Source organism: Algicella marina (genome assembly GCF_009931615.1).
Classification (GTDB): Bacteria; Pseudomonadota; Alphaproteobacteria; order Rhodobacterales; family Rhodobacteraceae; genus Algicella; species Algicella marina.
Window position 1 is genome coordinate 2,293,834 of the sequence record NZ_CP046620.1, and the last position, 19,574, is coordinate 2,313,407.

The 19,574-nt window shown below is 66.2% G+C and carries 22 protein-coding genes; 8 read left to right on the forward strand and 14 right to left on the reverse strand.

Going from position 1 to position 19,574, the window contains the following annotated elements; genetic code table 11:
• Positions 1-3: 3 nt before the first annotated feature.
• The 12 genes from GO499_RS11365 to GO499_RS11420 form a co-directional block, all read right to left on the reverse strand.
• Positions 4-414: a GFA family protein gene (locus GO499_RS11365; RefSeq protein ID WP_161862293.1), complete on the reverse strand. Its 411-nt coding sequence runs from the start codon at positions 412-414 to the stop codon at positions 4-6.
• A complete protein-coding gene (gene cobJ / locus GO499_RS11370; RefSeq protein ID WP_161862294.1) occupies positions 411-2,222 on the reverse strand; it encodes a precorrin-3B C(17)-methyltransferase in 1,812 nt (603 codons plus the stop codon). Before cobJ ends, GO499_RS11365 begins: the two co-directional genes overlap by 4 nt.
• The gene (gene cobI, locus GO499_RS11375) at positions 2,212-2,910 is read right to left on the reverse strand and encodes a precorrin-2 C(20)-methyltransferase (RefSeq protein WP_284154699.1); all 699 of its coding nucleotides are present in this window, start codon (positions 2,908-2,910) and stop codon (positions 2,212-2,214) included. Before cobI ends, cobJ begins: the two co-directional genes overlap by 11 nt.
• A complete protein-coding gene (cbiE, locus tag GO499_RS11380; RefSeq protein WP_431309867.1) occupies positions 2,907-4,103 on the reverse strand; it encodes a precorrin-6y C5,15-methyltransferase (decarboxylating) subunit CbiE in 1,197 nt (398 codons plus the stop codon). The genes cobI and cbiE overlap by 4 nt, the downstream gene beginning before the upstream one ends.
• Before the next feature lie 256 nt (positions 4,104-4,359).
• A complete protein-coding gene (locus GO499_RS19865; RefSeq protein WP_348520773.1) occupies positions 4,360-5,922 on the reverse strand; it encodes a precorrin-8X methylmutase in 1,563 nt (520 codons plus the stop codon).
• Complete coding sequence (locus GO499_RS11390) at positions 5,923-7,017, reverse strand: sirohydrochlorin chelatase (RefSeq protein WP_161862296.1); 1,095 nt, start codon at positions 7,015-7,017, stop codon at positions 5,923-5,925. It abuts the gene before it with no gap.
• Complete coding sequence (locus tag GO499_RS11395) at positions 7,014-7,229, reverse strand: DUF6732 family protein (RefSeq protein ID WP_161862297.1); 216 nt, start codon at positions 7,227-7,229, stop codon at positions 7,014-7,016. Before GO499_RS11395 ends, GO499_RS11390 begins: the two co-directional genes overlap by 4 nt.
• Positions 7,230-7,664: 435 nt before the next feature.
• On the reverse strand, positions 7,665-8,768 hold the full coding sequence (locus GO499_RS11400) for a histidine kinase dimerization/phosphoacceptor domain -containing protein (RefSeq protein ID WP_161862298.1): 1,104 nt from the start codon (positions 8,766-8,768) through the stop codon (positions 7,665-7,667).
• Between the two features lie 244 nt (positions 8,769-9,012).
• Complete coding sequence (locus GO499_RS11405; protein WP_284154700.1) at positions 9,013-9,366, reverse strand: nitrile hydratase accessory protein; 354 nt, start codon at positions 9,364-9,366, stop codon at positions 9,013-9,015.
• On the reverse strand, positions 9,353-10,012 hold the full coding sequence (gene nthB / locus GO499_RS11410) for a nitrile hydratase subunit beta (RefSeq protein ID WP_161862299.1): 660 nt from the start codon (positions 10,010-10,012) through the stop codon (positions 9,353-9,355). The genes GO499_RS11405 and nthB overlap by 14 nt, the downstream gene beginning before the upstream one ends.
• Positions 10,009-10,605 carry a nitrile hydratase subunit alpha gene (gene nthA, locus GO499_RS11415; protein ID WP_161862300.1) on the reverse strand — a complete coding sequence of 199 codons (597 nt, stop codon included), beginning with the start codon at positions 10,603-10,605 and terminating at the stop codon, positions 10,009-10,011. Before nthA ends, nthB begins: the two co-directional genes overlap by 4 nt.
• A gap of 218 nt (positions 10,606-10,823) precedes the next feature.
• Complete coding sequence (locus GO499_RS11420; RefSeq protein WP_161862301.1) at positions 10,824-12,020, reverse strand: acyl-CoA dehydrogenase; 1,197 nt, start codon at positions 12,018-12,020, stop codon at positions 10,824-10,826.
• Between the two features lie 224 nt (positions 12,021-12,244).
• Between GO499_RS11420 and GO499_RS11425 the strand changes: the two genes are divergently transcribed.
• A complete protein-coding gene (locus tag GO499_RS11425) occupies positions 12,245-13,102 on the forward strand; it encodes a DMT family transporter (RefSeq protein ID WP_161862302.1) in 858 nt (285 codons plus the stop codon).
• Positions 13,103-13,122: 20 nt separating this feature from the next.
• Here GO499_RS11425 and trhO read toward each other — a convergent pair whose 3' ends face one another.
• Together trhO and GO499_RS11435 are read right to left on the reverse strand one after the other, a co-directional pair.
• A complete protein-coding gene (trhO, locus tag GO499_RS11430) occupies positions 13,123-14,031 on the reverse strand; it encodes an oxygen-dependent tRNA uridine(34) hydroxylase TrhO (protein ID WP_161862303.1) in 909 nt (302 codons plus the stop codon).
• 59 nt (positions 14,032-14,090) lie between these two features.
• Entirely contained in the window at positions 14,091-14,690 is a 600-nt protein-coding gene (locus tag GO499_RS11435) for a TetR/AcrR family transcriptional regulator (RefSeq protein ID WP_161862304.1), read from the reverse strand.
• Positions 14,691-14,845: 155 nt separating this feature from the next.
• Between GO499_RS11435 and GO499_RS11440 the strand changes: the two genes are divergently transcribed.
• The 7 genes from GO499_RS11440 (at position 14,846) to GO499_RS11470 (ending at position 19,460) form a co-directional block, all read left to right on the forward strand.
• Positions 14,846-15,409 carry a carboxymuconolactone decarboxylase family protein gene (locus tag GO499_RS11440; RefSeq protein WP_161862305.1) on the forward strand — a complete coding sequence of 188 codons (564 nt, stop codon included), beginning with the start codon at positions 14,846-14,848 and terminating at the stop codon, positions 15,407-15,409.
• A 252-nt stretch (positions 15,410-15,661) separates the two neighbouring features.
• Positions 15,662-17,155: a signal recognition particle protein gene (gene ffh, locus GO499_RS11445; RefSeq protein ID WP_161862306.1), complete on the forward strand. Its 1,494-nt coding sequence runs from the start codon at positions 15,662-15,664 to the stop codon at positions 17,153-17,155.
• Complete coding sequence (locus tag GO499_RS11450; protein ID WP_161862307.1) at positions 17,152-17,568, forward strand: hypothetical protein; 417 nt, start codon at positions 17,152-17,154, stop codon at positions 17,566-17,568. Before ffh ends, GO499_RS11450 begins: the two co-directional genes overlap by 4 nt.
• On the forward strand, positions 17,568-17,987 hold the full coding sequence (locus tag GO499_RS11455) for a YeeE/YedE family protein (RefSeq protein WP_161863947.1): 420 nt from the start codon (positions 17,568-17,570) through the stop codon (positions 17,985-17,987). Before GO499_RS11450 ends, GO499_RS11455 begins: the two co-directional genes overlap by 1 nt.
• Positions 17,984-18,415, forward strand: coding sequence for a DUF6691 family protein (locus GO499_RS11460; protein ID WP_161863948.1), 432 nt, complete (start codon positions 17,984-17,986; stop codon positions 18,413-18,415). The genes GO499_RS11455 and GO499_RS11460 overlap by 4 nt, the downstream gene beginning before the upstream one ends.
• Entirely contained in the window at positions 18,412-18,939 is a 528-nt protein-coding gene (locus GO499_RS11465) for a GNAT family N-acetyltransferase (protein ID WP_161862308.1), read from the forward strand. The genes GO499_RS11460 and GO499_RS11465 overlap by 4 nt, the downstream gene beginning before the upstream one ends.
• A complete protein-coding gene (locus GO499_RS11470) occupies positions 18,936-19,460 on the forward strand; it encodes a GNAT family N-acetyltransferase (protein WP_161862309.1) in 525 nt (174 codons plus the stop codon). The genes GO499_RS11465 and GO499_RS11470 overlap by 4 nt, the downstream gene beginning before the upstream one ends.
• Positions 19,461-19,574: the final 114 nt, after the last annotated feature.

The following is a 19,574-nucleotide window of genomic DNA, read 5'->3' on the forward strand; positions in this document are numbered from 1 at the left end:
CCGCTAACCGTCCAGCACCTGGGTGGTCAGCGCCGGATCGTCCGCTTCCGCCACCGGCAGATCGTCGCCAAGCTCGAAGTAATCGCCCTTCGTCGCCGCGAAGATATGCCCGATCATCTGCAGCCCCGTCTCGCCGTCCAGCGTGCCCGCGTGGATCGAAAGGTGGCTCCCCGGCCCGTCCCAGAACAGCGACGATCCGCAAGCGGGGCAGAAGCCGCGCCGCGCCGTCTCGCTCGATTTGTACCATGCCACCGGCCCGAATATCGCCACGCTTTCCCGCGCCGCCGCCGTCGCCGCCACGTAGTGGCCGGAGGTCTTGCGGCACTGCACGCAGTGACAGGCCACCACGGGCCGCAGCGGCCCCTCGGCCACGTAAGTCACCGCCCCGCACAGGCAGCTTCCCCGATGCGTCATGCCACCTCTCCCTTCAGCTTCTTGGCGTACCCGCGCGGCGTGTACATCAGCCAGCCATCGGCGCCAGCACTCCTGTCCCCCGTCTCGAAGGCCCGGCTCTGGGACGAGCCGACGAGCACCACCGTCAGCATGTCCACCTCGTCCACCTCCAGCGTCGCCAGCGTCCGCCGCTTCAGCGCCTCTTCGGGGCGCCCGAGGTTGGAAGCGAGCAGCACCGGCGTCTCCGCCGGGCGGTGTTTCAGCAGTATCTCCCGCGCCTCGGCCAGCAGCGTCCGCCGCCGTTTCGACACCGGGTTGTAGAAGGCGATCACGAAATCCCCCTCCGCCGCTGCGTGCAGCCGCCGCACGATATCCTCGCGCGGGGTCAGAAGATCCGAAAGCGAGATCGTGCAGAAATCGTGGCCCAGCAGCGCCCCGATCCGCGCCGAGGCCGCCTGCAGCGCCGAAACCCCCGGCGCATTCACCACCTCCACCCGCTTGGCCGCATCCGAAACGCCGCCCGCCGCCGCGTCGCGCGCCATCAGTTCCATCACCAGCGCGCCCATCGCATAGATACCCGCATCCCCCGAACAGATCAGCGCCACGCGTCTGCCTTCCCCGGCCCGTTCCAGCGCATAGCGGCACCGGTCCTCCTCGCCGCCAAGCGGGAAATCCTGCCGCGCCTTGCCCGCAGCCAGCGGGCCCAGCAGGTCGATATAGAGCCCGTAGCCCACCAGTTCCTCGGCCTCCGCGATCAGGCGCGACGCCTCGGGCGTCCGCCATTCCGCCGCCCCCGGCCCGATGCCGACCACCGCCACATGCCCGCGCGCACTGCCCGGCACCACCGCACCCGCCTCCGCCAGCGCCGCCGTCGCATTCGCCGTCTTCATCTTCTCCGCATCCAGCCGCCCGCCCGGCCCCGCCGCCACCAGCGCCGCGCCCTCGGCGACGCCGTGGCAGCCGACCTCCGCGAAGACCACCTCCGAAGGGTTGGCCAGCCGCTCCGCCTCTGCCTCCAGCACGTCCGCCGGGTAGAACCACGCGGGCACGCCCAGATGCTCCGCCAGCGCCTGCACCGCCGCCTCATCCGATTTCAGATCAATGGAGGCCACGGCCAGCACCTCGAAGGCGGAGCGCCCCGCCTCCGCCAGCAGCTTGCCCGCCAGCCCGATCATCTCCTCCGCCGCACACCCCCGCGCGCAGCCGACGCCGAGCACGAAGTCCTGCCGCCGGTAGACCAGAGGCTCCGCCCCCTCGACCCGCAGCACCACCGGCCCGTTACTCTCCCGCCGCACCACGCGCCCGCCGAGCGGTGCCAGGAAGTCCGCGGCGCCCGAAAGCTCCGCCGCCCGGCCTGCCAGCAACCCCGCCGCCGCCGCCTTGGCATCCTCCGGGTTCTCCAGCCGCCACCCTTCCGGCGGCGCATCGAGTGCCACGCCGAGCGCGACATCCCCCGCCGTCGTCAGCGCCGCGCGTCCCTGCAGCACCTCGGCCACACGCAGCGCCAGATCATTGCCCCCGTGATGCCCACCCAGCAGCGGCACAGAACTCGATCCATCCTCCGCCACGGCCACCACCGCAGGCTCCGCCCGCTTGTCCCCCAGCATCGGTGCCAACGCCCGCACCACGATCCCGGCGGAGCCGACCACCACCAGTGCCTGCCCGGCAGCGAAACACGTCCGCAGGTGCTCGGCCACCGCCGTCACCTCCGCATCCACCCCGCCCGCCGGCCGCCAGCCATGATGCTGCCCGCCCAGCGAACCCTTCAGCCGCCGCGCGACATCCTCGCCCCCGGGCGTCAGGCTCACGAAAACGGTCTCAGGCTGCATAAGGGTCCTCCCCCGGTATCAGGATCATCGAGAAATAAGGCGCATCGTCGGGCGCATCGGCCAGCGGCACATGCCGCTCCTCCGGCAGGCTCGCATGGCTCACATAGACGGCCCGGCGCATCAGCCCCGCCGCCTCCACCACGCGCCGCACCTTAGGCAAATGCCGCCCGACCTTCATGATCACGGCAGCACCCGAACCTTCCAGCCGCGCCGCGATCTCCGCCTCGCCCAACGGTGCCGGGATCACGCTCAGCACCTCGTTGCGCGCACAAAGCGGCCGCCCGGCCACACCGGCCACGGCAGTCATGGAGGTCACGCCCGGCACGATCTCCACCCGGTGCGCCGTGCTCAGCCGCTGATGCAGATACATGAACGAGCCGTAGAAGAACGGGTCACCCTCGCACAGCACCACCACATCGCGCCCGCCATCCAGATGCCCGCCGATCTCCGCCGCCGCCGCGTCATAGACGGCCTGCGCCGGGAACCGCTTTGCGCGCATCGGGATCACGATAGGGATCTCCACCGCATCCGCCCGGATCGCCCCCGCCGCGATCCGCCGCGCGAAGCTTTCGCCAGTGTCGGGCGCCGGATAGGCCAAGACGGCAGCCGCCCGGATCAACCGGTCCGCCTTCAGCGTCATCAGCTCCGGATCCCCCGGCCCCAGCCCGATCCCGTAAAGCACACTCATGTCTGTACCACCCATTGCGTCACCGCCATCAGGCTCTTCCAACCGCGCCAGGGCCCGACAGGCTCCGCCCGCGACACCGCGATCCGCCGCAAATCTCCGCCAAGCCGCGCATGCAGCGCCGCCAGCACAGCCTCGCTCTCCAGCGTCACCGCATTGGCCACCAGCCGCCCATGCGGCTTCAACGCAGCCAGAGCCGCCTCCGCCACTGCCTCCGAAAGCCCGCCCCCGATGAACACTGCATCGGGTGCCGGCAACCCCGTCAGCCCCTCCGGCGCGGTGCCGTCCACGATCTCCAGCCGCGGCGCCCCGAGCCGCGCCGCGTTGCGCGCCGCCATCGCTCGCCGCGCCGCCTTCGGCTCCAGCCCCACCGCGCCCATGTCCCGCGCCGCCCGCATCCACTCGATGGCGACAGAACCGCACCCAAGCCCGATATCCCACAACATCTGCCCCCGGTAAGGGCAAAGCGCGGCAACGGTGAGCGACCGCAATTCGCGCTTGGTCATCTTCCCATCATGCTCGAAGGCATCGTCCGGCAGCCCGATCCCCGGCATCCGAGGCCGCGCCCCCTCCGCCGCAAGGCATTCGACCGCGAGCAGATGAAAGGCCGGCGCCTCCCCCTCCCAGCTTGCGGCAATCCCGTCCCGCCGCGTCTCCCGCGGCCCGCCCATCGCCCCGAGCACACTCATCCGGCTCGCCCCGTACCCGGCCTCCGTCAACAATGCCGCGATCTCCCCCGGCGTCTCCGGCCCCTGCGTCAAAATCAGCAGCCGCAGCCCCGGCGCGAAGAAAGGAACTGCCTGCTCCACCGGCCGCCCGTGCACCGTCAGCGTCTCGCAATCGGCAAGGCTCCAGCCCATCCGGCAGACGCCGAGCTGGAAAGCGGAGATTTGCGGATGAAAGGTGATCTCCTCGCCTGGGATCCCCTTCAGGATCCGCGCGCCCACGGAATACCACAGCGGATCGCCCGTCACGAGCACCACCGCCCGCCGTCCCTTCAACCCCTTAAGGGTATCGATCAGCGCATCGAAGGGCGATGGCCAGGCGATCCGCTGTGCCGTCACGGCTTCTGAAAGACTGTGATGCCGCGCCCCCCCGACGATCACCTCCGCCGCCTCGACAACGGCGCGGGTGGCCGGAGAAAGCCCCGCCATCCCGTCCTCGCCGATCCCGACGATATCGAGCCACGTCGCCATCAGCTGCTCCCGTCTTGCCAACGCGGTACCGGTGGCCACCGGAGCGATTGGATATTTAAAGAAAGACGAAAGAGAGGGGCTGCGCTCCGTCGTCTCCAATCCGCATCCGAAAGATCGTGACCGGTGCAGCGCCGAACACCGGGCACGCCACCTCCCATCGTCTTTCCCAAAATATCCCCGCCGGAGTCTCCCGCGGCCGCCGCCCGCGCGGCGATCTCCCGCAAGGCGCCGCCGCCCTTCATCCTTCCATAAATACTCATCGCGTGCCGTCCCCACGAAGACCCAGCGCCAGCCCGTTGACCGCAGCGGACGCCAGCGCCGATCCGCCCCGCCGCCCGCGCAGTGCTAGGAACGGCACGGGTGCCAGGGCTTCAAGAGCCGCCTTGCTCTCCGCCGCCCCGACGAAACCGACGGGAAAGCCGAGGATCGCGGCCGGTTTCGGCCCACCGGCTTCGATCATCTCCAACAGATGAAAGAGCGCTGTCGGCGCATTGCCGATCGCCACCACCGCGCCCTCCAGCCGATCCTCCCACAGCGAGACCGCCGCCGCCGAGCGCGTTGTGCCCAGCGCCTTCGCCAGCCCCGGCACCGACGGATCGTTCAGCGTCACCCGCACATCACAGCGCTCGGGCAGCCCCCGGCGGATGATGCCGGCCGCGACCATCTCGCAGTCGCACAGGATCGGCGCACCGACGTCCAGTGCCGCCCGCCCTGCCGCCACCGCATCCGGAGAAAAAGCGAGATCGTCGGCGAGATCCACCATGCCGCAGGCGTGGATGAGGCGCACCGCTACCTCCGCGACATCCTCCGGAAACCGCTCCAGCTTCGCCTCGCGCCGCACTGTCGCAAAGCTCTCGGCATAGATCGCCTGCGGATCGCGGATGTAATTCGGGATCGCGGGCGTGGCGTCGGCGATGCCGTCGAAGGCCGCTTCCTGCCCGGCCCCGAGGATCCACGCCTCCTCCGTCTCGATCGCCCGCCGGTCCGCCTCCACAAGCCCCTCCGGCCCGTCGAACAGCGCCGCCAGCCCTTCCGCTTCATCGAGCGCCGCGAATGCCTCCGCGCTCACGGACACCTGCACCGCGTCCTTGATATCGTCCGGTCCGATCCGCGCCTTTACCCGCTCCGCGAACAGCGAGGGGTAGATTTCCGCCAGCACCAGCTTGGCTTCCGGCACCGCCAACCCCGTATCGAAGGGCCAGACGGCGAGGTGATCCTTCAGCCGCGCATCTTCCGCCAGACGTTTCAGCGCCGGCAGGCCGAGCAGCACCTGCGAGCCGACGGAGCCTGTATAAGCCAGTTGCCAGACCGTCTTCGCGCCCTTCGCCGCCACATCCGCCAGCCGCCGCTCCGGCGGATGGCCAGCGCCCCGCCGCTCCGATGCCTTCACCGGTATGTCCGGGAAACCCCATCCCTCGGGCCGCCCCCAGCAAGGCCCGACGCCCTCATACACCGCATTGATCGCACTCGACGCCACGAAACGATCGTTGGAATTGTCCGGCCTGTCGTTCACACGCTCGGCCAGCCAGTCCCACATCGCGCGGGCCTCCGCCCGGCCGGTTAGCTTCTCCGCCACACCGCGCGGATAGCCGAAGGGGAAATCGAAACCGATCAGCACGCGCTTGCCCGCCGCCAGCCACCCGGCGGCAAGATCGGCCAGCCGCGCCACGGCTTCCGCCCGTGTGCGCACGTATTCCGGCGCGCCGACAACACCGTCCTTGGCGACGGCGAACCAGATCGCATCGCCCGTCGGTCGCGCCGGGCTCGGCGACGAGCGGGCCGACCAGTCGACGATCACATGGATGTCGAAGAGGGGCACCTAATGGCTCTTGATATGCTTGCGCACGCTCTCGGGGCCGAGCGGGTGATCCGCGTGCGGATACTCGGGATGCGCATGGTCGTGGTGGTGTTGATGCCCGTGATCGTGGTGATGATCGTGATCATGATGATGGTGATGATGCCCCGCATCCAGCCGGCAGACGCCCGTGCAGAACGTATCGCACAGCACGCAATCCTCGACATTGGAACCCGGCGCGCTCGCCCCCTGCCCCTCGACGTGATGGTGATGGCTCTCCTGCGCCGCGCCAACTTCCGCCTCGAACCCCAGCACCTGCGCGCGGTACTTGCACATCGCGCAATTCATCGCGTTCTGCCCCTCGAGGATCTCCGTCACCCGCTCGGCGAACGTCTCCAGCACCTGCGGATGATCGTTGAGATAGCCCGCCTTGACGAACTCGATCTCCGGATGCGCCTCGGCCACCAGATCCGTGTAGCCATAGATCCGGTCGATCAGGATGCCGGTGAACAGGAAATACGGAAACACGACGACACGCTTGTAGCCCAGCTTGGCCACATGCTCGAGGCAGGGCTCCACCAGCGGGAATGTCACGCCGGAATAGCCGACCTCCGCCCAGCCGAAGCCCATCCCCTCCCACAGCATCCGCGCGATCTTGGAGACGTTGGAATTGGCATCCGGGTCCGAAGCGCCCCGCCCGATCACCACGAGGCAGGTCTCGTGGCGGCTCACCGGCCCCTTGGCATCCGCCGTCGCCAGCGCCGCCTCGATCCGCTCCGCCGCCGCACGGATCATCCGCGGGTCCACCCCCAGTTCGCGCGCGTACTGCACCGTGATGCCGTGCTCGGCGGCATAGGAGTTCAGCACGGTGGGGATGTCGTTCTTGGCGTGCATCGCGGCAAACAGCATCCCCGGCACGGCGAGGATATGGTCGCAGCCCTGCGCCCGCAGCTTGTCGAGCCCCACTCGTATCACGGGGTTGGCGAATTCCAGATAGCCGTATTCCACCGGCCAGTCGGGCAGCAGCGCGGGAAGTTTCTCGGCCAGCACCGAGAATTCGTCCACCGCCGCCTGACTGCGGGAGCCGTGCCCGCAGATCATCACCCCAATCTTGGTCATGCGCGTGCTTCTTCCGGCGTGTCTTCGGCCTCTTCCTCGGCCTCGGCCTCTTTCCCCCTGCCCTTCAATCCGGCCCAGAGCGCGATACCGCCCGCCAGCGCGATGGCACCGAGTGCAATCCAGTGCGAATGCCCCGCAGCCTCCGCCAGATGCCCCGGATGCGCCATCGCCGCCCCCGGCACGAGCGCCGTCAAACCAACCAAAATCCGCATGAAACCCTCCTGTCGCAGCCTGTCAGCCAAAGGAGGAAAGGGGCACATCTGCACCCCGCACGACGATCACCGTTTGCATCCCCTGAATGGGTCAATCCGCCCGGTGGCCCGCTCCGCCCTGATGGCATCGTCTGTTTTTGGGGTAGCAGGAGGGGGATGAGGGAGCAAGCGCAAAACCGGCGGGGTGTGGGTGAGGGGCGGCAGGGTGCGTGGTTAAACGAGTTGGATGCTGTGCGCCACATGATCGTCCGGCACGCCCTGGCCCCGTGCGTCTGTTCTTCGAGGCAATTCTGAAGTGGTTGCAGATCACTGGCAAGATGTCTTGCTCTCAATGTTACAATCCAGGCAGGTCTTTCGATCTTCCGACAATTTGCTACAAAATTAGAGCGCGGCTACTGCCAAAGTGCCTCGAATTGTCTTGGACGGAGGATGTATTTAGGCTGAAACCGCACTTTCGAACTCGAAGGTGCAGGCCAGGCCGTCAGACACCGTGTCCACTTCGAGCTCGGCGCCGAGTTCCGCCGCAGCCGCCGCTGCGATCTGCATGCCGAGACCACCGGCCGAAATGTCGGCATCCTTAGACAGACCAACACCATCGTCCCGGCAGTAGAGGCGAATGCGCCCGTTAGTCGGGTTTCGCGTCACCGAGACGTCAATCTGCCCGGGCCGGTTGTCGGGGAATGCGTGCTTGAAAGCGTTTGCAACGAACTCGTTGATCAAAGTGCCAACGGCGACAGCCTCGTTCGACGTAACCTTCGTTTCGATAGCCCGGCAACTGAGCGTGATGTTATCCGGTGCTATCTGACGGAAATGCGCCATCAGGTTCTCAGTGTAACGGCCCAGCTCGATGACATGACCCGCATCGGTACGATAGAGTTCCTGGTGGATCATTGCGACGGCGTCGATCCTCCCCCCTATGGTAGCGAGCGTTACCTTTGTTTCCTCGGTATTTGTATTTCGCCCAGCGAGACGGACAAGCGAGGACAGCGACTGAAGTGAGTTTTTCACCCGGTGGTCGACCTCCTGCCGCAACAACTCGGTGTGTTTGAGCATCTTGCGCAGGTCGAGCTGCGCCATCACTTGGCTGGCGAGGACGCGGATCGTGTCACGCTGGAGCGGCGTCAGTACCTTGGGCTCGTAGTCGAGCACGCACAGTGTCCCAAGTGGCAGCCCGTCGGTGGTTTTCAGAAGCGCGCCAGCATAGAACCGCAACCCGGAATCGCCACAACACAATGGATTGTCGGACATTCTCGGATCCAATAAGGTGTCGTGGATTTCGACGAATTCATTTTCCAGGATCACGTGCGAGCATAGCGACGTGGCCAGGGGCGTTTCGCGTACGCCGAGGCCGGTTTCGGCCTTGAACCACTGTCGCTCGGCATCGATGAAATTTATGACAGAAATCGAGGTGCCACAGGCGGCAGCGGCGAGCTTTACGATTTCGTCGAACTCGCGTTCACGTTCAGTTTCGAGAATCTCATATTCGTAAAGCGCATCGAGGCGCTCTTTTTGCTGGGGATGAGGTTGCGCAACGGGCATATCACGTGAAGCCTACAAAAATTAGGGTTTTCACGCTGTACCATATTTTCGCAGCAAGGAAACACGCTGCCGAGCCCGGTGAACCGCATAACCCATGCCCAATCCCGCTGATCAAAATCTGGCGGCATCTGCTGGACCGACCATAGACTTGCATTCTGCAGCTTTCCCGAAGCCGACGTCGGCCTTGCCACCGCGAAAGCTCACTGTGTCCGCATCGTACCCACAGCAACCAGTTGCCGCCGTCTTATTCCCGGTACCGCGTGTCAGTTTCTCCTGCTCCACCCCCCAGCGGATCATTCTCCAGCGCCAGCGCCACCCCATGCGGCGTCGCCTCCGCCGCCCGCCGCCACGAGGCCGCAAGCTCGGCCAGCACCGCACTCTCCGCCAGCCCAAGCTCGGCGACAAACCCCTCGAACACATCCAGCCAGTGGTCGAAATAGTCGGAGGCATCCGCCGCCGGCCCCTCCGCCCGCCGCGCCCCGAACCGCTCCGCCCAGTCCGCCCAGGCGAAATGCCCGGCCTCGTTCAGCGCTACCGTCAGCGCGAAAAGCTGCGCCTGCCAGGGCGCCTCGAACGGCGGCGCCTCAGGCGCGCTCAAGATAGGGTTCCCACGCGTCGACCGAGACCACGAGCCCCGGCTCGGCCTCCGGCCCCCACAGGTCGGCCCCAGCGAATGCCACGGTATAGAGCCACTCCGGCGCCTCGCCCTGCCCGTGGGCCGCCGCATCGGGGAACACATGCGCGCCGTGCACGGCTCCCACACGCCCCACAGCACCGCGCACGTAGCGCGGCAGCCGCGTATGCCCCTTTGGGTGCATCACGCGCGCGCGCACCGTATCGCCCACCGCGAACCGCGCCGGCCGGTCCACCGCGCGCTCCGTCGGCCCGCCGGCGGCCAGAACGGCGGGCACCCGCTCCGCCGGCAGGCAACGCTCCGCCCGGCGGGGCGGGGCCAGCACCTTGGCCAGCGCCAGTTCCTCTGGCACAACCTCGCCGTGCCGTTCCAGCAGGGCGCAAAGCGCCGTGAACCAGATACGGTAATAGGAAAACCGCAGGTAATCGGCAGGCGGAATGCTTTCGCGCGCATGGCGGCTCTCGTCGATCCCCCAGTGGCCAAGCGCAGCACAGGCCAGCGTCAGCCCCAACACGCGCGGCTCCCAACCGGCATGAAACAGCGGCTCGTCCGGTTCGGGCGCAACGGGGCCGAAGCCCATCTGCCCGCCCAGATCCTGTGGCCCGTTCACGGCGCCAGATCCCGCACCACCCCGATCATCGCATCCCGCGTCACCAGTGCGGCCAGCGCCTCCTCGCTCATCCCCTCGGTCCCCGCAGGCCGCTCCGGGATCACCAGGTAGCGCAACTCGGCCGTCGAATCCCACACCCTGATCTCGATATCCTCGGGCAGCACCGTGCCGAATTCGGCCAGCACGGCGCGCGGCTCGATCACCACGCGGCTCCGGTACGGCGGCGATTTGTACCAGACGGGCGGCAGCCCCAGCGTCGCCCACGGATAGCAGGAACACAGCGTGCAGACGACGACATTGTGCCGGGCTGCGGTGTTGAACACCGCCTGCATATGCTCTCCCTGCCGCCCGGTGAAGCCCAGCGAATGGATCGCCGCCGTCGCGTCGCGCGCCAGCCAGTCGGCGAACTCCGCGTCCACCCAGGCCCGCGCCACCACCGCCGCGCCGTTCTTCGGCCCCACCTTCTCCGAATAGGTCTCGATGATCGCATCGAGCGCTGCCGGATCGACCAGCCCCTTCTGCACGAGCACCGTCTCCAGCGCCCGCACCCGTGCCGCCATATCCTCGGCGTCGTGATCGTGATCATGTGGCATGGCTGCGAGAAAACGCCCACGCCGCCGCCGGGTCAAGCCCGAAAAGCCCAGCGCCGCGAGTCGGCCCGCCTGTCAAGGATGGCTAAGCCACCCGCGCCAGCGGGCTCGTCCTTGACAGGCGGGCCGACTCGCACATGCTTGGCCCGGCCCTGACCCCGGTCAGGGCCTCCCCAGCACAAGCAACCGAACGCCCGCCAAGGGCACCCCGCCCGGAACCTTCAGAAAAACGCCTGCAACCCCGTCTGCGCCCGCCCCAGGATCAGCGCATGCACGTCATGCGTCCCCTCGTAGGTGTTGACGGTCTCGAGGTTGACCATGTGGCGCATCACGTGGAACTCCTCCGATATCCCGTTGCCGCCGTGCATGTCCCGCGCCATCCGCGCGATCTCCAGCGCCTTGCCGCAGTTGTTGCGCTTCATCAGGCTGATCATGTCGGGCGCCATCTCTCCCGCATCCATCAGCCGCCCCAACCGCAGGCTGCCCTGCAATCCCAGCGCGATTTCCGTCTGCATGTCGGCCAGCTTCTTCTGGAAAAGCTGCGTCGCCGCCAGCGGCCGGCCGAATTGCTGCCGGTCCAACCCGTATTGCCGCGCCGCGTGCCAGCAGGCCTCCGCAGCCCCCATCGCGCCCCAGGAAATACCGTAGCGTGCGCGGTTGAGGCAACCGAACGGCCCCTTCAGCCCCTCGACACCGGGCAAGAGCGCCTCGTCGCCGACCTCCACGCCGTCCATGACGATCTCGCCGGTGACGGAGGCGCGCAAGCTCAGCTTGCCGCCAATCTTCGGCGCCGACAGGCCTTTCAAGCCTTTATCCAGCACGAAGCCACGGATCTTGCCGCCATGCGCCTCGGACTTCGCCCAGACGACGAAGACATCGGCGATCGGCGCGTTCGAGATCCACATCTTGGAACCCGTCAGCCGGTAGCCGTCCGCCGTCTTCGTAGCGCGGGTCTTCATGCCCGCAGGGTCGGAGCCCGCATCGGGCTCGGTCAGCCCGAAGCAACCGATCAGCGTGCCCGCCGCCAGCCCCGGCAGGTACTTCCGCCATTGCGCTTCGGAACCGTAGGCATGGATCGGGTACATCACGAGGCTCGACTGCACGCTCATCATCGAGCGATAGCCGCTGTCGACCCGCTCGATCTCGCGCGCAACCAAACCGTAGGTTACGTAGCCTGCTCCGAGACCGCCGTATTCCTCCGGAATGGTGACGCCCAGCAGCCCCATCTCACCCATCAGCGGGAACAGCGCCGCGTCGGCCACCTCGTCGCGATATGCAGCCACCACCCGCGGCGCCAGCACATCGGCGGCGAAGCGTCGGGCGCTTTCCTGCACCATGCGCTCATCCTCGGTAAACTGGTCGGCCAGCCGCAGTGGATCGGCCCAGTCGAATGCGGCAGGTGCGGCGGTATCCTTCATGGCTCTGGCTCCCTTGTCGGCATTCACCGTCTTACGCCCGGCAGATCGGCTTGCCAAGCCGCACCACCCTGCCGAGGGCCGCGACGCCTGCCACAAGGCGCGGACGCAGGGGCTCGGCCCCTGCCCGCAAGAGCGGCCGGGCCCAAGGCCCGGGTCCGCGCCGGTTGCGCCCATCCCCGGCACCGCGCTTTACAATTGGCTTGCACTGGTCCACCCGGATAACCATGACCGATCACCTCAAGGGCCTGCTGATCACCACCCTCGGCGTGGCCTGCATCCTGCCGGATTCACTCTTCGTCCGCCTCATAGAGGCAGACCCGTTCGTCACCGCCTTCTGGCGAGGCCTCTCCGCGGGCGTGATCATCCTTGCCGTCATTCTCGCCACGCAGGGTCCGCGCGCCTACACAGCCCTCCTTCGCACCGGTCGCGCCGGGATGATCTACACCGTGCTGCTTGCCACGACGACACCCGCCTTCGTCCTCGCCGTCACCAACACCTCGGTCGCCAATGTCGTCTTCATCTTCGCCGCAATGCCGATCTTCGCTTCCATATTCGGCCGCCTGTTTCTCGGCGAACCGATCCGAAGGCGCATGGTGCTGACAATGTCGGCCGTTATCGCCGGACTGGCCGTCATTGCCTATGGCTCGGCCGAAACCGCCATCGCCTCCTGGAAGGGCGACCTTTGGGCCCTCTATGTTGCCGCAGCATACGCTGCCGCCCTCACTGCCGTCCGCAGGGTCAGGGGTGCATCGATGGTTCCGGCGATTCCCGTCGCCTACATCGGCGCCGCGGTCGCTATGGCATTGCTCGCCAATCCGCTGCCCGCTCTATCCGGCCAGTGGCCCCTGTTCCTCGGCCACGGCCTGTTCATCGCCGCCGGCACCTGTTTGCTGGCCATCGGGCCACGTTACATAACGGCTGCCGAAGTCTCGCTGCTCGTCCTGCTGGAGTCGGTTCTCGCGCCACTGCTTGTCTGGGCCGTGGTGGGTGAGAACCCCGGTCGGATGGCCCTTGCCGGCGGCGCCATCGTCATCGGCGCCCTACTCGTCTCGAACCTGATTGCACTGCGCAACCGGCGGTAACCGGGCAACCGGTCCCGCCGCTACTGTGGCTCGCCAATATGGCTCTCGCCGCGGCGCGCCGCCAACTCTACCTGCTTTTGCCGCTCACGGAACCGTTGTCGCCGGTCTTCGCTCGTCTCACCGATGCACTGATGGCAGCTCACGCCCTTCTCGAACTCGGGCCGCGCCATATCGGCCTCCGTTATCGGGCGCCGGCAGGCGTAGCAAAGGTGATAGTCGCCCTCCTTCAGTCCGTGCCCTACCGAAACACGCGCATCGAACACGAAACACTCCCCGTGCCAGCGGCTCTCCGCCTCCGGCACTTCCTCGAGGTATTTCAGGATTCCGCCCTTCAGATGAAAGACATCCTCGACGCCCTGCCCCAGCAGATAATTGGTGGCCTTTTCGCATCGAATGCCACCGGTGCAGAACATTGCCACCTTCTTGCCTTCGAACCGCTCGGCGTTCTTTGCCCACCAGTCCGGGAATTCCCTAAAACTGGCCGTTTCGGGATCGACCGCATTGGCGAAAGTGCCAATCCCCACCTCGTAATCGTTGCGGGTGTCGATCAGCACCACGTCGTTGCGCTCGATCAGACCGTTCCAGTCACGCGGATCGACGTACTTGCCCACCGCTTCCACCGGGTTCACGCCCGGCTGGCCCATCGTCACGATTTCAGACTTTACCCGCACCTTCATTCGCAGGAACGGCATTACGCTGGCGGTGCTTTCCTTCCATTCCAGCGTCTCACACCCCGGCAGGCTCTGCACATGCGCCAGCATTGCGTCGATTCCCTGCCGCGGCCCCGCGATCGTGCCGTTGATCCCCTCCTCCGCCAACAGCAGGGTGCCGCGCACACCGCCACGTTCCGCCAGCGCCTGAAGCGGCGCCCGGAGGGCATCCGGATCTTCAAACCGTGTGAAGTGATAGAGGGCGGCAACCGTGAACATGGCGCTCCAGATAACGTCCCGCCGTCCGGCTGCCAAGGGGTGAGATCAGGTGGCCGCGCTCACCCGGTATTCGCCAATGCCGCGATTTCCGCAGCAATATCTTCGGCCAGGTCCCGCACCGCTGCCTTATCCTCGCTTCTGTGGCAGAAAGTCTTCAGCCCGAACATGTTGGCCTGCAACCGTCGCGCCAGTCTGCGCGTGTCGGCGTCTTTGGGCAATTCACCAGCAGCCGCCGCCGCGGAGAACGCCCGTGTGTACTGCGCCTCCACCGCATCGAGGTGCCGCCCCGCCGAAACCGCCAGCGACTCGTCGTCAGCCGTCGCTTCCAGCAGTGTCTTGACCAGCATGCAGGCCCGCGGACGGTCCGCTCCACCTTCGCGCGGAGCCACTTTTCTCACGTGGTCCTGCAACAGAACCAGCGGCGAAGCGGCCGCCGCCAATTCGCGCGCGAACTCCTCGCCCATACTCTGCGCATATCGTTCCAGCGCCGCGAGAAACAGGGCCTCCTTGCTCTCGAAGGCCGCGTAGATACTGCCGGGACGCATGTTGAGTGCTTCCTCAAGGTCCTTCAACGACGTGGCGTGATAGCCCCTGCGCCAGAACAGCTCCATCGCCGCATCCAGCGCTTCCTCGCGATCATATCTCCGGTTCCGGCTCATGCGATGAAAATAGGGGCAGAGCTGTCCGAACCCAAGCGGATTTGATCAGTGATCACTGTTGAGTGATCATTCAAATAAAAACTTGAGCAACCACTCAAATTAGATACATCTCTCTGGCGTGTCGCTGCACCGCCCACATATCAAAGGAACACATCATGTCAGACTTCACGATCCACGATCTGGAAACCGCCCCCGAAGCTTCCCGCCCCTTCCTCGAAGCGTCGCTCAAGGCAAATGGCCGCATCCCTGGTCTCCACGGCACCATGGCCGAGGCTCCGGGCCTGCTCGAAGGCTACCAGAAGCTGCACCAGCTTTTCCTCGCTTCCAGCCTCGACAACGACGAGAAGACCGTCGTCTGGCAATCCATCAACGTAGAGCACGAATGCCACTACTGCGTGCCCGCCCATACCGGCATCGCGAAGATGATGAAGGTGAGTGACGAGATCACCGACGCTCTCCGCGATGAAACTCCACTGCCCACCCCGCGTCTCGAAGCCCTGCGAAGCTTCACGCTGGCACTCGTCCGGCAGCGCGGTTTCGTCTCCGATACCGAGGTGGAGACGTTCCTGGCCGCCGGCTACACCCGGCAAAACATTCTCGAAATCATCCTCGGCCTCGCCCAGAAAGTGATGAGCAACTACACCAATCATCTCGCCCAGACTCCGGTGGACGAAGTTTTCCGCAAATACGAATGGCAGAAAGCCGACAAGGCGGCGTAAGCGGCCGGGCGCACCCTGACCACCATTCCCGGTGGTCTCCACGCAGCGGGCCTTGACTTTTCAGGCCTGCTGCGGCACTTCCCCACCAACTTCCGAAGGTGAAAACCCTTCGGTCCTGATATATATGCAGGATCGCCCCCCGTCAGCGCGTTGCGCCCACGGGGGCGCACTTGCTTTGGACTAGGCCCACGGGGGCTCTTCTGCTTTGATGCGGTCACGCATCATCAACTGAACTGACGAAGGGGTGAACCCATGTTTGAGACACTATCCGAACGCCTCGGCGGCGTCCTCGACAAGCTCACCCGGCAGGGCGCGCTGTCAGAGGCGGATGTCTCGACCGCACTGCGCGAGGTCCGCGTCGCGCTGCTTGAAGCCGACGTCTCGCTGCCTGTCGCCCGCGATTTCGTGAAGGCGGTGCAGGAAAAGGCCACAGGCCAGAACGTCACCAAATCCGTCACCCCCGGCCAGCAGGTCGTCAAGATCGTCCACGACGAACTTGTCCACGTGCTGGCAGGCGACACGAAGGACATCGGCGCCCTGAAGGTGGACAGCCCCCCGGCTCCGATCCTGATGGTCGGCCTTCAGGGCGGCGGCAAGACCACAACCACCGCCAAGCTGGCCAAACACCTCACCGAGAAACAGGGCAAGCGCGTCCTGATGGCCAGCCTCGACACCTCGCGTCCCGCCGCGATGGAACAGCTCGAAACGCTGGGTCGCCAGATCAACGTCGACACCCTGCCGATCGTCAAGGGTCAGAGCCCCGTCGATATCGCCAAACGCGCCAAGCAGCAGGCAACACTCGGCGGCTACGACGTCTTCATGCTCGACACCGCCGGCCGCCTCTCCATCGACGATGCGCTGATGGCCGAGGTCGCGGCTGTACGTGACGTTGCCAAGCCTCACGAAACCCTGCTCGTGGTCGACGGTCTCACCGGGCAGGACGCGGTGAACACCGCCGAGAATTTCGACAGCCGCATCGGCATCACCGGCGTCGTCCTCACACGGATGGATGGCGACGGCCGCGGCGGCGCCGCCCTGTCCATGCGTGCCGTCACCGGCCAGCCGATCAAGTTCGTCGGCCTCGGCGAAAAGATGGACGCGCTCGAACCCTTCCACGCCGAGCGCGTGGCAGGCCGCATCCTCGGCATGGGCGATATCGTCGCCCTCGTCGAGAAGGCGCAGGAAACCATCGAGGCCGAACAGGCCGAGCGCATGATGAAGCGCTTCCAGAAAGGTCAGTTCAATATGAACGACCTTCGCAACCAGCTTGAACAGATGATCAAGATGGGTGGCATGCAGGGCATGATGGGCATGATGCCCGGCATGGGCAAGATGGCCAAGCAGATCGAGGATGCGGGCTTCGACGACAAGATCCTGAAACGCCAGATCGCGCTCATCCAGTCGATGACCAAGAAGGAACGCGCCAATCCCGCAATCCTTCAGGCGAGCCGCAAGAAGCGTATCGCCAGGGGCGCGGGGCTGGAAGTGTCGGAACTGAACAAGCTCCTGAAAATGCATCGCCAGATGGCCGACATGATGAAAAAGATGGGCAAGATGGGCAAGAAGGGCCTTATGCGCCAGCTTGGCGGCATGTTCGGCAAGGGTGGAATGCCCGGAATGCCCCCCGGCGGGATGCCGGATATGGCCAACGCGCCAGCAGAGGCCCAGCTTCCGCCGGGCTTCCCAGGTCTCGGGGGTGGCGGCCAGTTGCCGCCCGGTCTCTCCGGTTTCGGGAAAAAGAAATGACCCGCGTCCTCGTCCTCATCTTCGCGCTTGCCGCGCCCGCAGCCGCTCAGCCCGTAGCCCCCTGGGTGCAGTCTCTCTGCGAGTCCGAGTTCAGCAACCTGATCGAGCGCAAAGACTGCCTGAAACGCGAGCAGGCCGCCCTTTCGGCCATCTCGGCCATCGAGGATCTCTACGGCGACGATGGTCGCACCCTGCTCGAAAGTTGCACCCCGGCCGGCGCGCCATCCTTCGCAGCCACGGCACAATGTGCCGAGGCCCGAATTCAGGCCGCCGTCGATGAGGGGGAGGCCGCACCGCTGGGCGACGCCGCCCTGCTCGACAGCTTCAAGTCGCGGCCCACGGATGGGCCGGCCAACACCAGTGCCTTCGGCAAATCCATCGGCCTGCCCCAACTTCAGGGTGAGAAGCCATGATGGATTGGGCCTGGGGTTTCGCGGGTGGATTGCTGATCGGTGGCGCAGCCGCCCTGTTCCTGCTGGTCAACGGCCGGATCATGGGCGCCAGCGGCCTGCTCGGAGGGCTGGTGGACGGTTCCGGCCGCGTCAATTTCGCTGAACGGTCAGCCTTCATCGCCGGCCTCGTCGGCGCTCCCGCCCTCATAGCCCTGATCCACGCGCACCCGGACACCAACGCCACCTCCAATGTCGGCCTGCTGGTCATCGGCGGGTTGGCCGTCGGCTTCGGCACCCGCATGGCCAACGGTTGCACCTCGGGCCACGGTGTCTGCGGCATCTCCCGCTTCTCGCTGCGCGGTATAGCGGCCACGCTCGCCTATCTTTTCTTCGGGGGCCTCACCATGCTGGTGGTGCGCCACGGGTTGGGGATGCTCTGATGCGCCTCTTCTTCGCCCTCCTCGCCGGCGCGATCTTCGGCACCGGCCTGATGCTTTCCGGCATGACCGACACCTCAAAGGTGCAGGGCTGGCTGGATATCTTCGGCGCGTGGGATCCGACGCTGGCCTTCGTTCTCGGCGGCGCGATCCTGCCCATGCTGCTGGCATGGCGTGTGGCGGAGCGACGCGGCAAATCGAGCCTTGGCACGCCAATTCCGCCGAAGCCGGAGCCTCTGCTCGACGCCCGTCTCCTTGGCGGTTCGGCTCTCTTCGGTTTTGGCTGGGCGCTCGTCGGCCTCTGCCCCGGCCCAGCGATGGCTTCCCTTTCCTACGGTGGCTGGCAAGGCCTTCTCTTCTTCGCCGCCATGGTCGTCGGCATGATCGGCCACGGTCGCCTGCGCCAGAGGCAGGAGGCCAGGCCGGCATGAGCACGACTTTCACCATTCCCACGATCGAAACGGACCGCGTCATCCTCCGCGCCCCGAAGGAGAGCGATATCGCCGATGAAACCTCTTTCTTCGCATCCGATGAATCACGGTTCGTTGGTGGCCCCATGACGGCAGAGCTGACATGGCGGGCCATAGCCTCCGTGCTCGGCCACTGGGCACTGCGCGGCTACGGTTTCTGGGCATTGGAAGAACGGTCAACCGGCGCCTATCTCGGCCGCTCCGGTCTCTGGAAACCGGAGGGCTGGCCGGAAGAGGAAATCGGCTGGACACTGATGCCCCACGCCCGTGGCCGTGGTTTCGCCACCGAGGCCGGACGCCGCGCCCGCGAATACGCCTATCAGATTCTCGGTTGGAAAACCGCCATCAGCCTGATCGACCCGTCGAATGCTGCTTCCATCGCCGTAGCCCGCCGCCTCGGCGCGAAGCAGGAGACCACCTTCGAGCATGAGCGCCACGGCCTCATGCAGATATGGCGGCACCCCGCTCCGGAGGAACTGGCATGACAACGATCCCGAATCTCGAAACCGAGCGTCTGATCCTGCGCGCACCCGAAGGCCACGATTTCGCGCTCTACCGCAAATTCTACGCCGATGCCGAAGGCTCCGGTAACTACGGGGGTCCGCTGCGATCGGACGAAGCCTACCGCAAGCTCTGCTACGATCTCGGCCACTGGTACCTTCAGGGCTTTGGCAAGTGGATCGTCGAGCGGCGCGAGGATGGCGTTGCCGTTGGCGGTTGCGGGATCGTCCATCCCATCGGCTGGCCCAGCCATGAGCTGACATGGTGGCTCCTGCCAGAATATCGCGGCCACGGCTATGCCGCCGAGGCATCACGCGCCGTCATCCGGTTCGCCTGCCAGACCCTGCGCTGGCCCGGCGTCGAAACGCATCTCCGCGACGAGAATGAAGCCGCCCGCAAGTTGGCCCAGAGCCTCGGCGGCACCGTCATCCGTCGCGAGACCTTCCCCGATGGCGTCACCCGTGATGTTTTCGCCCTGCCCGAACCTGCGGCGGAGCCTGCCTGATGCCAGCCGTATCCGTCTCCACCATCGGCAGCGGGCCGCTTGATCCATGCCCGACCATGCCCCGGGTTGCCGGCATGCGTCCCCTGTATCGAATGGGCAGACGCCCGGTCTATC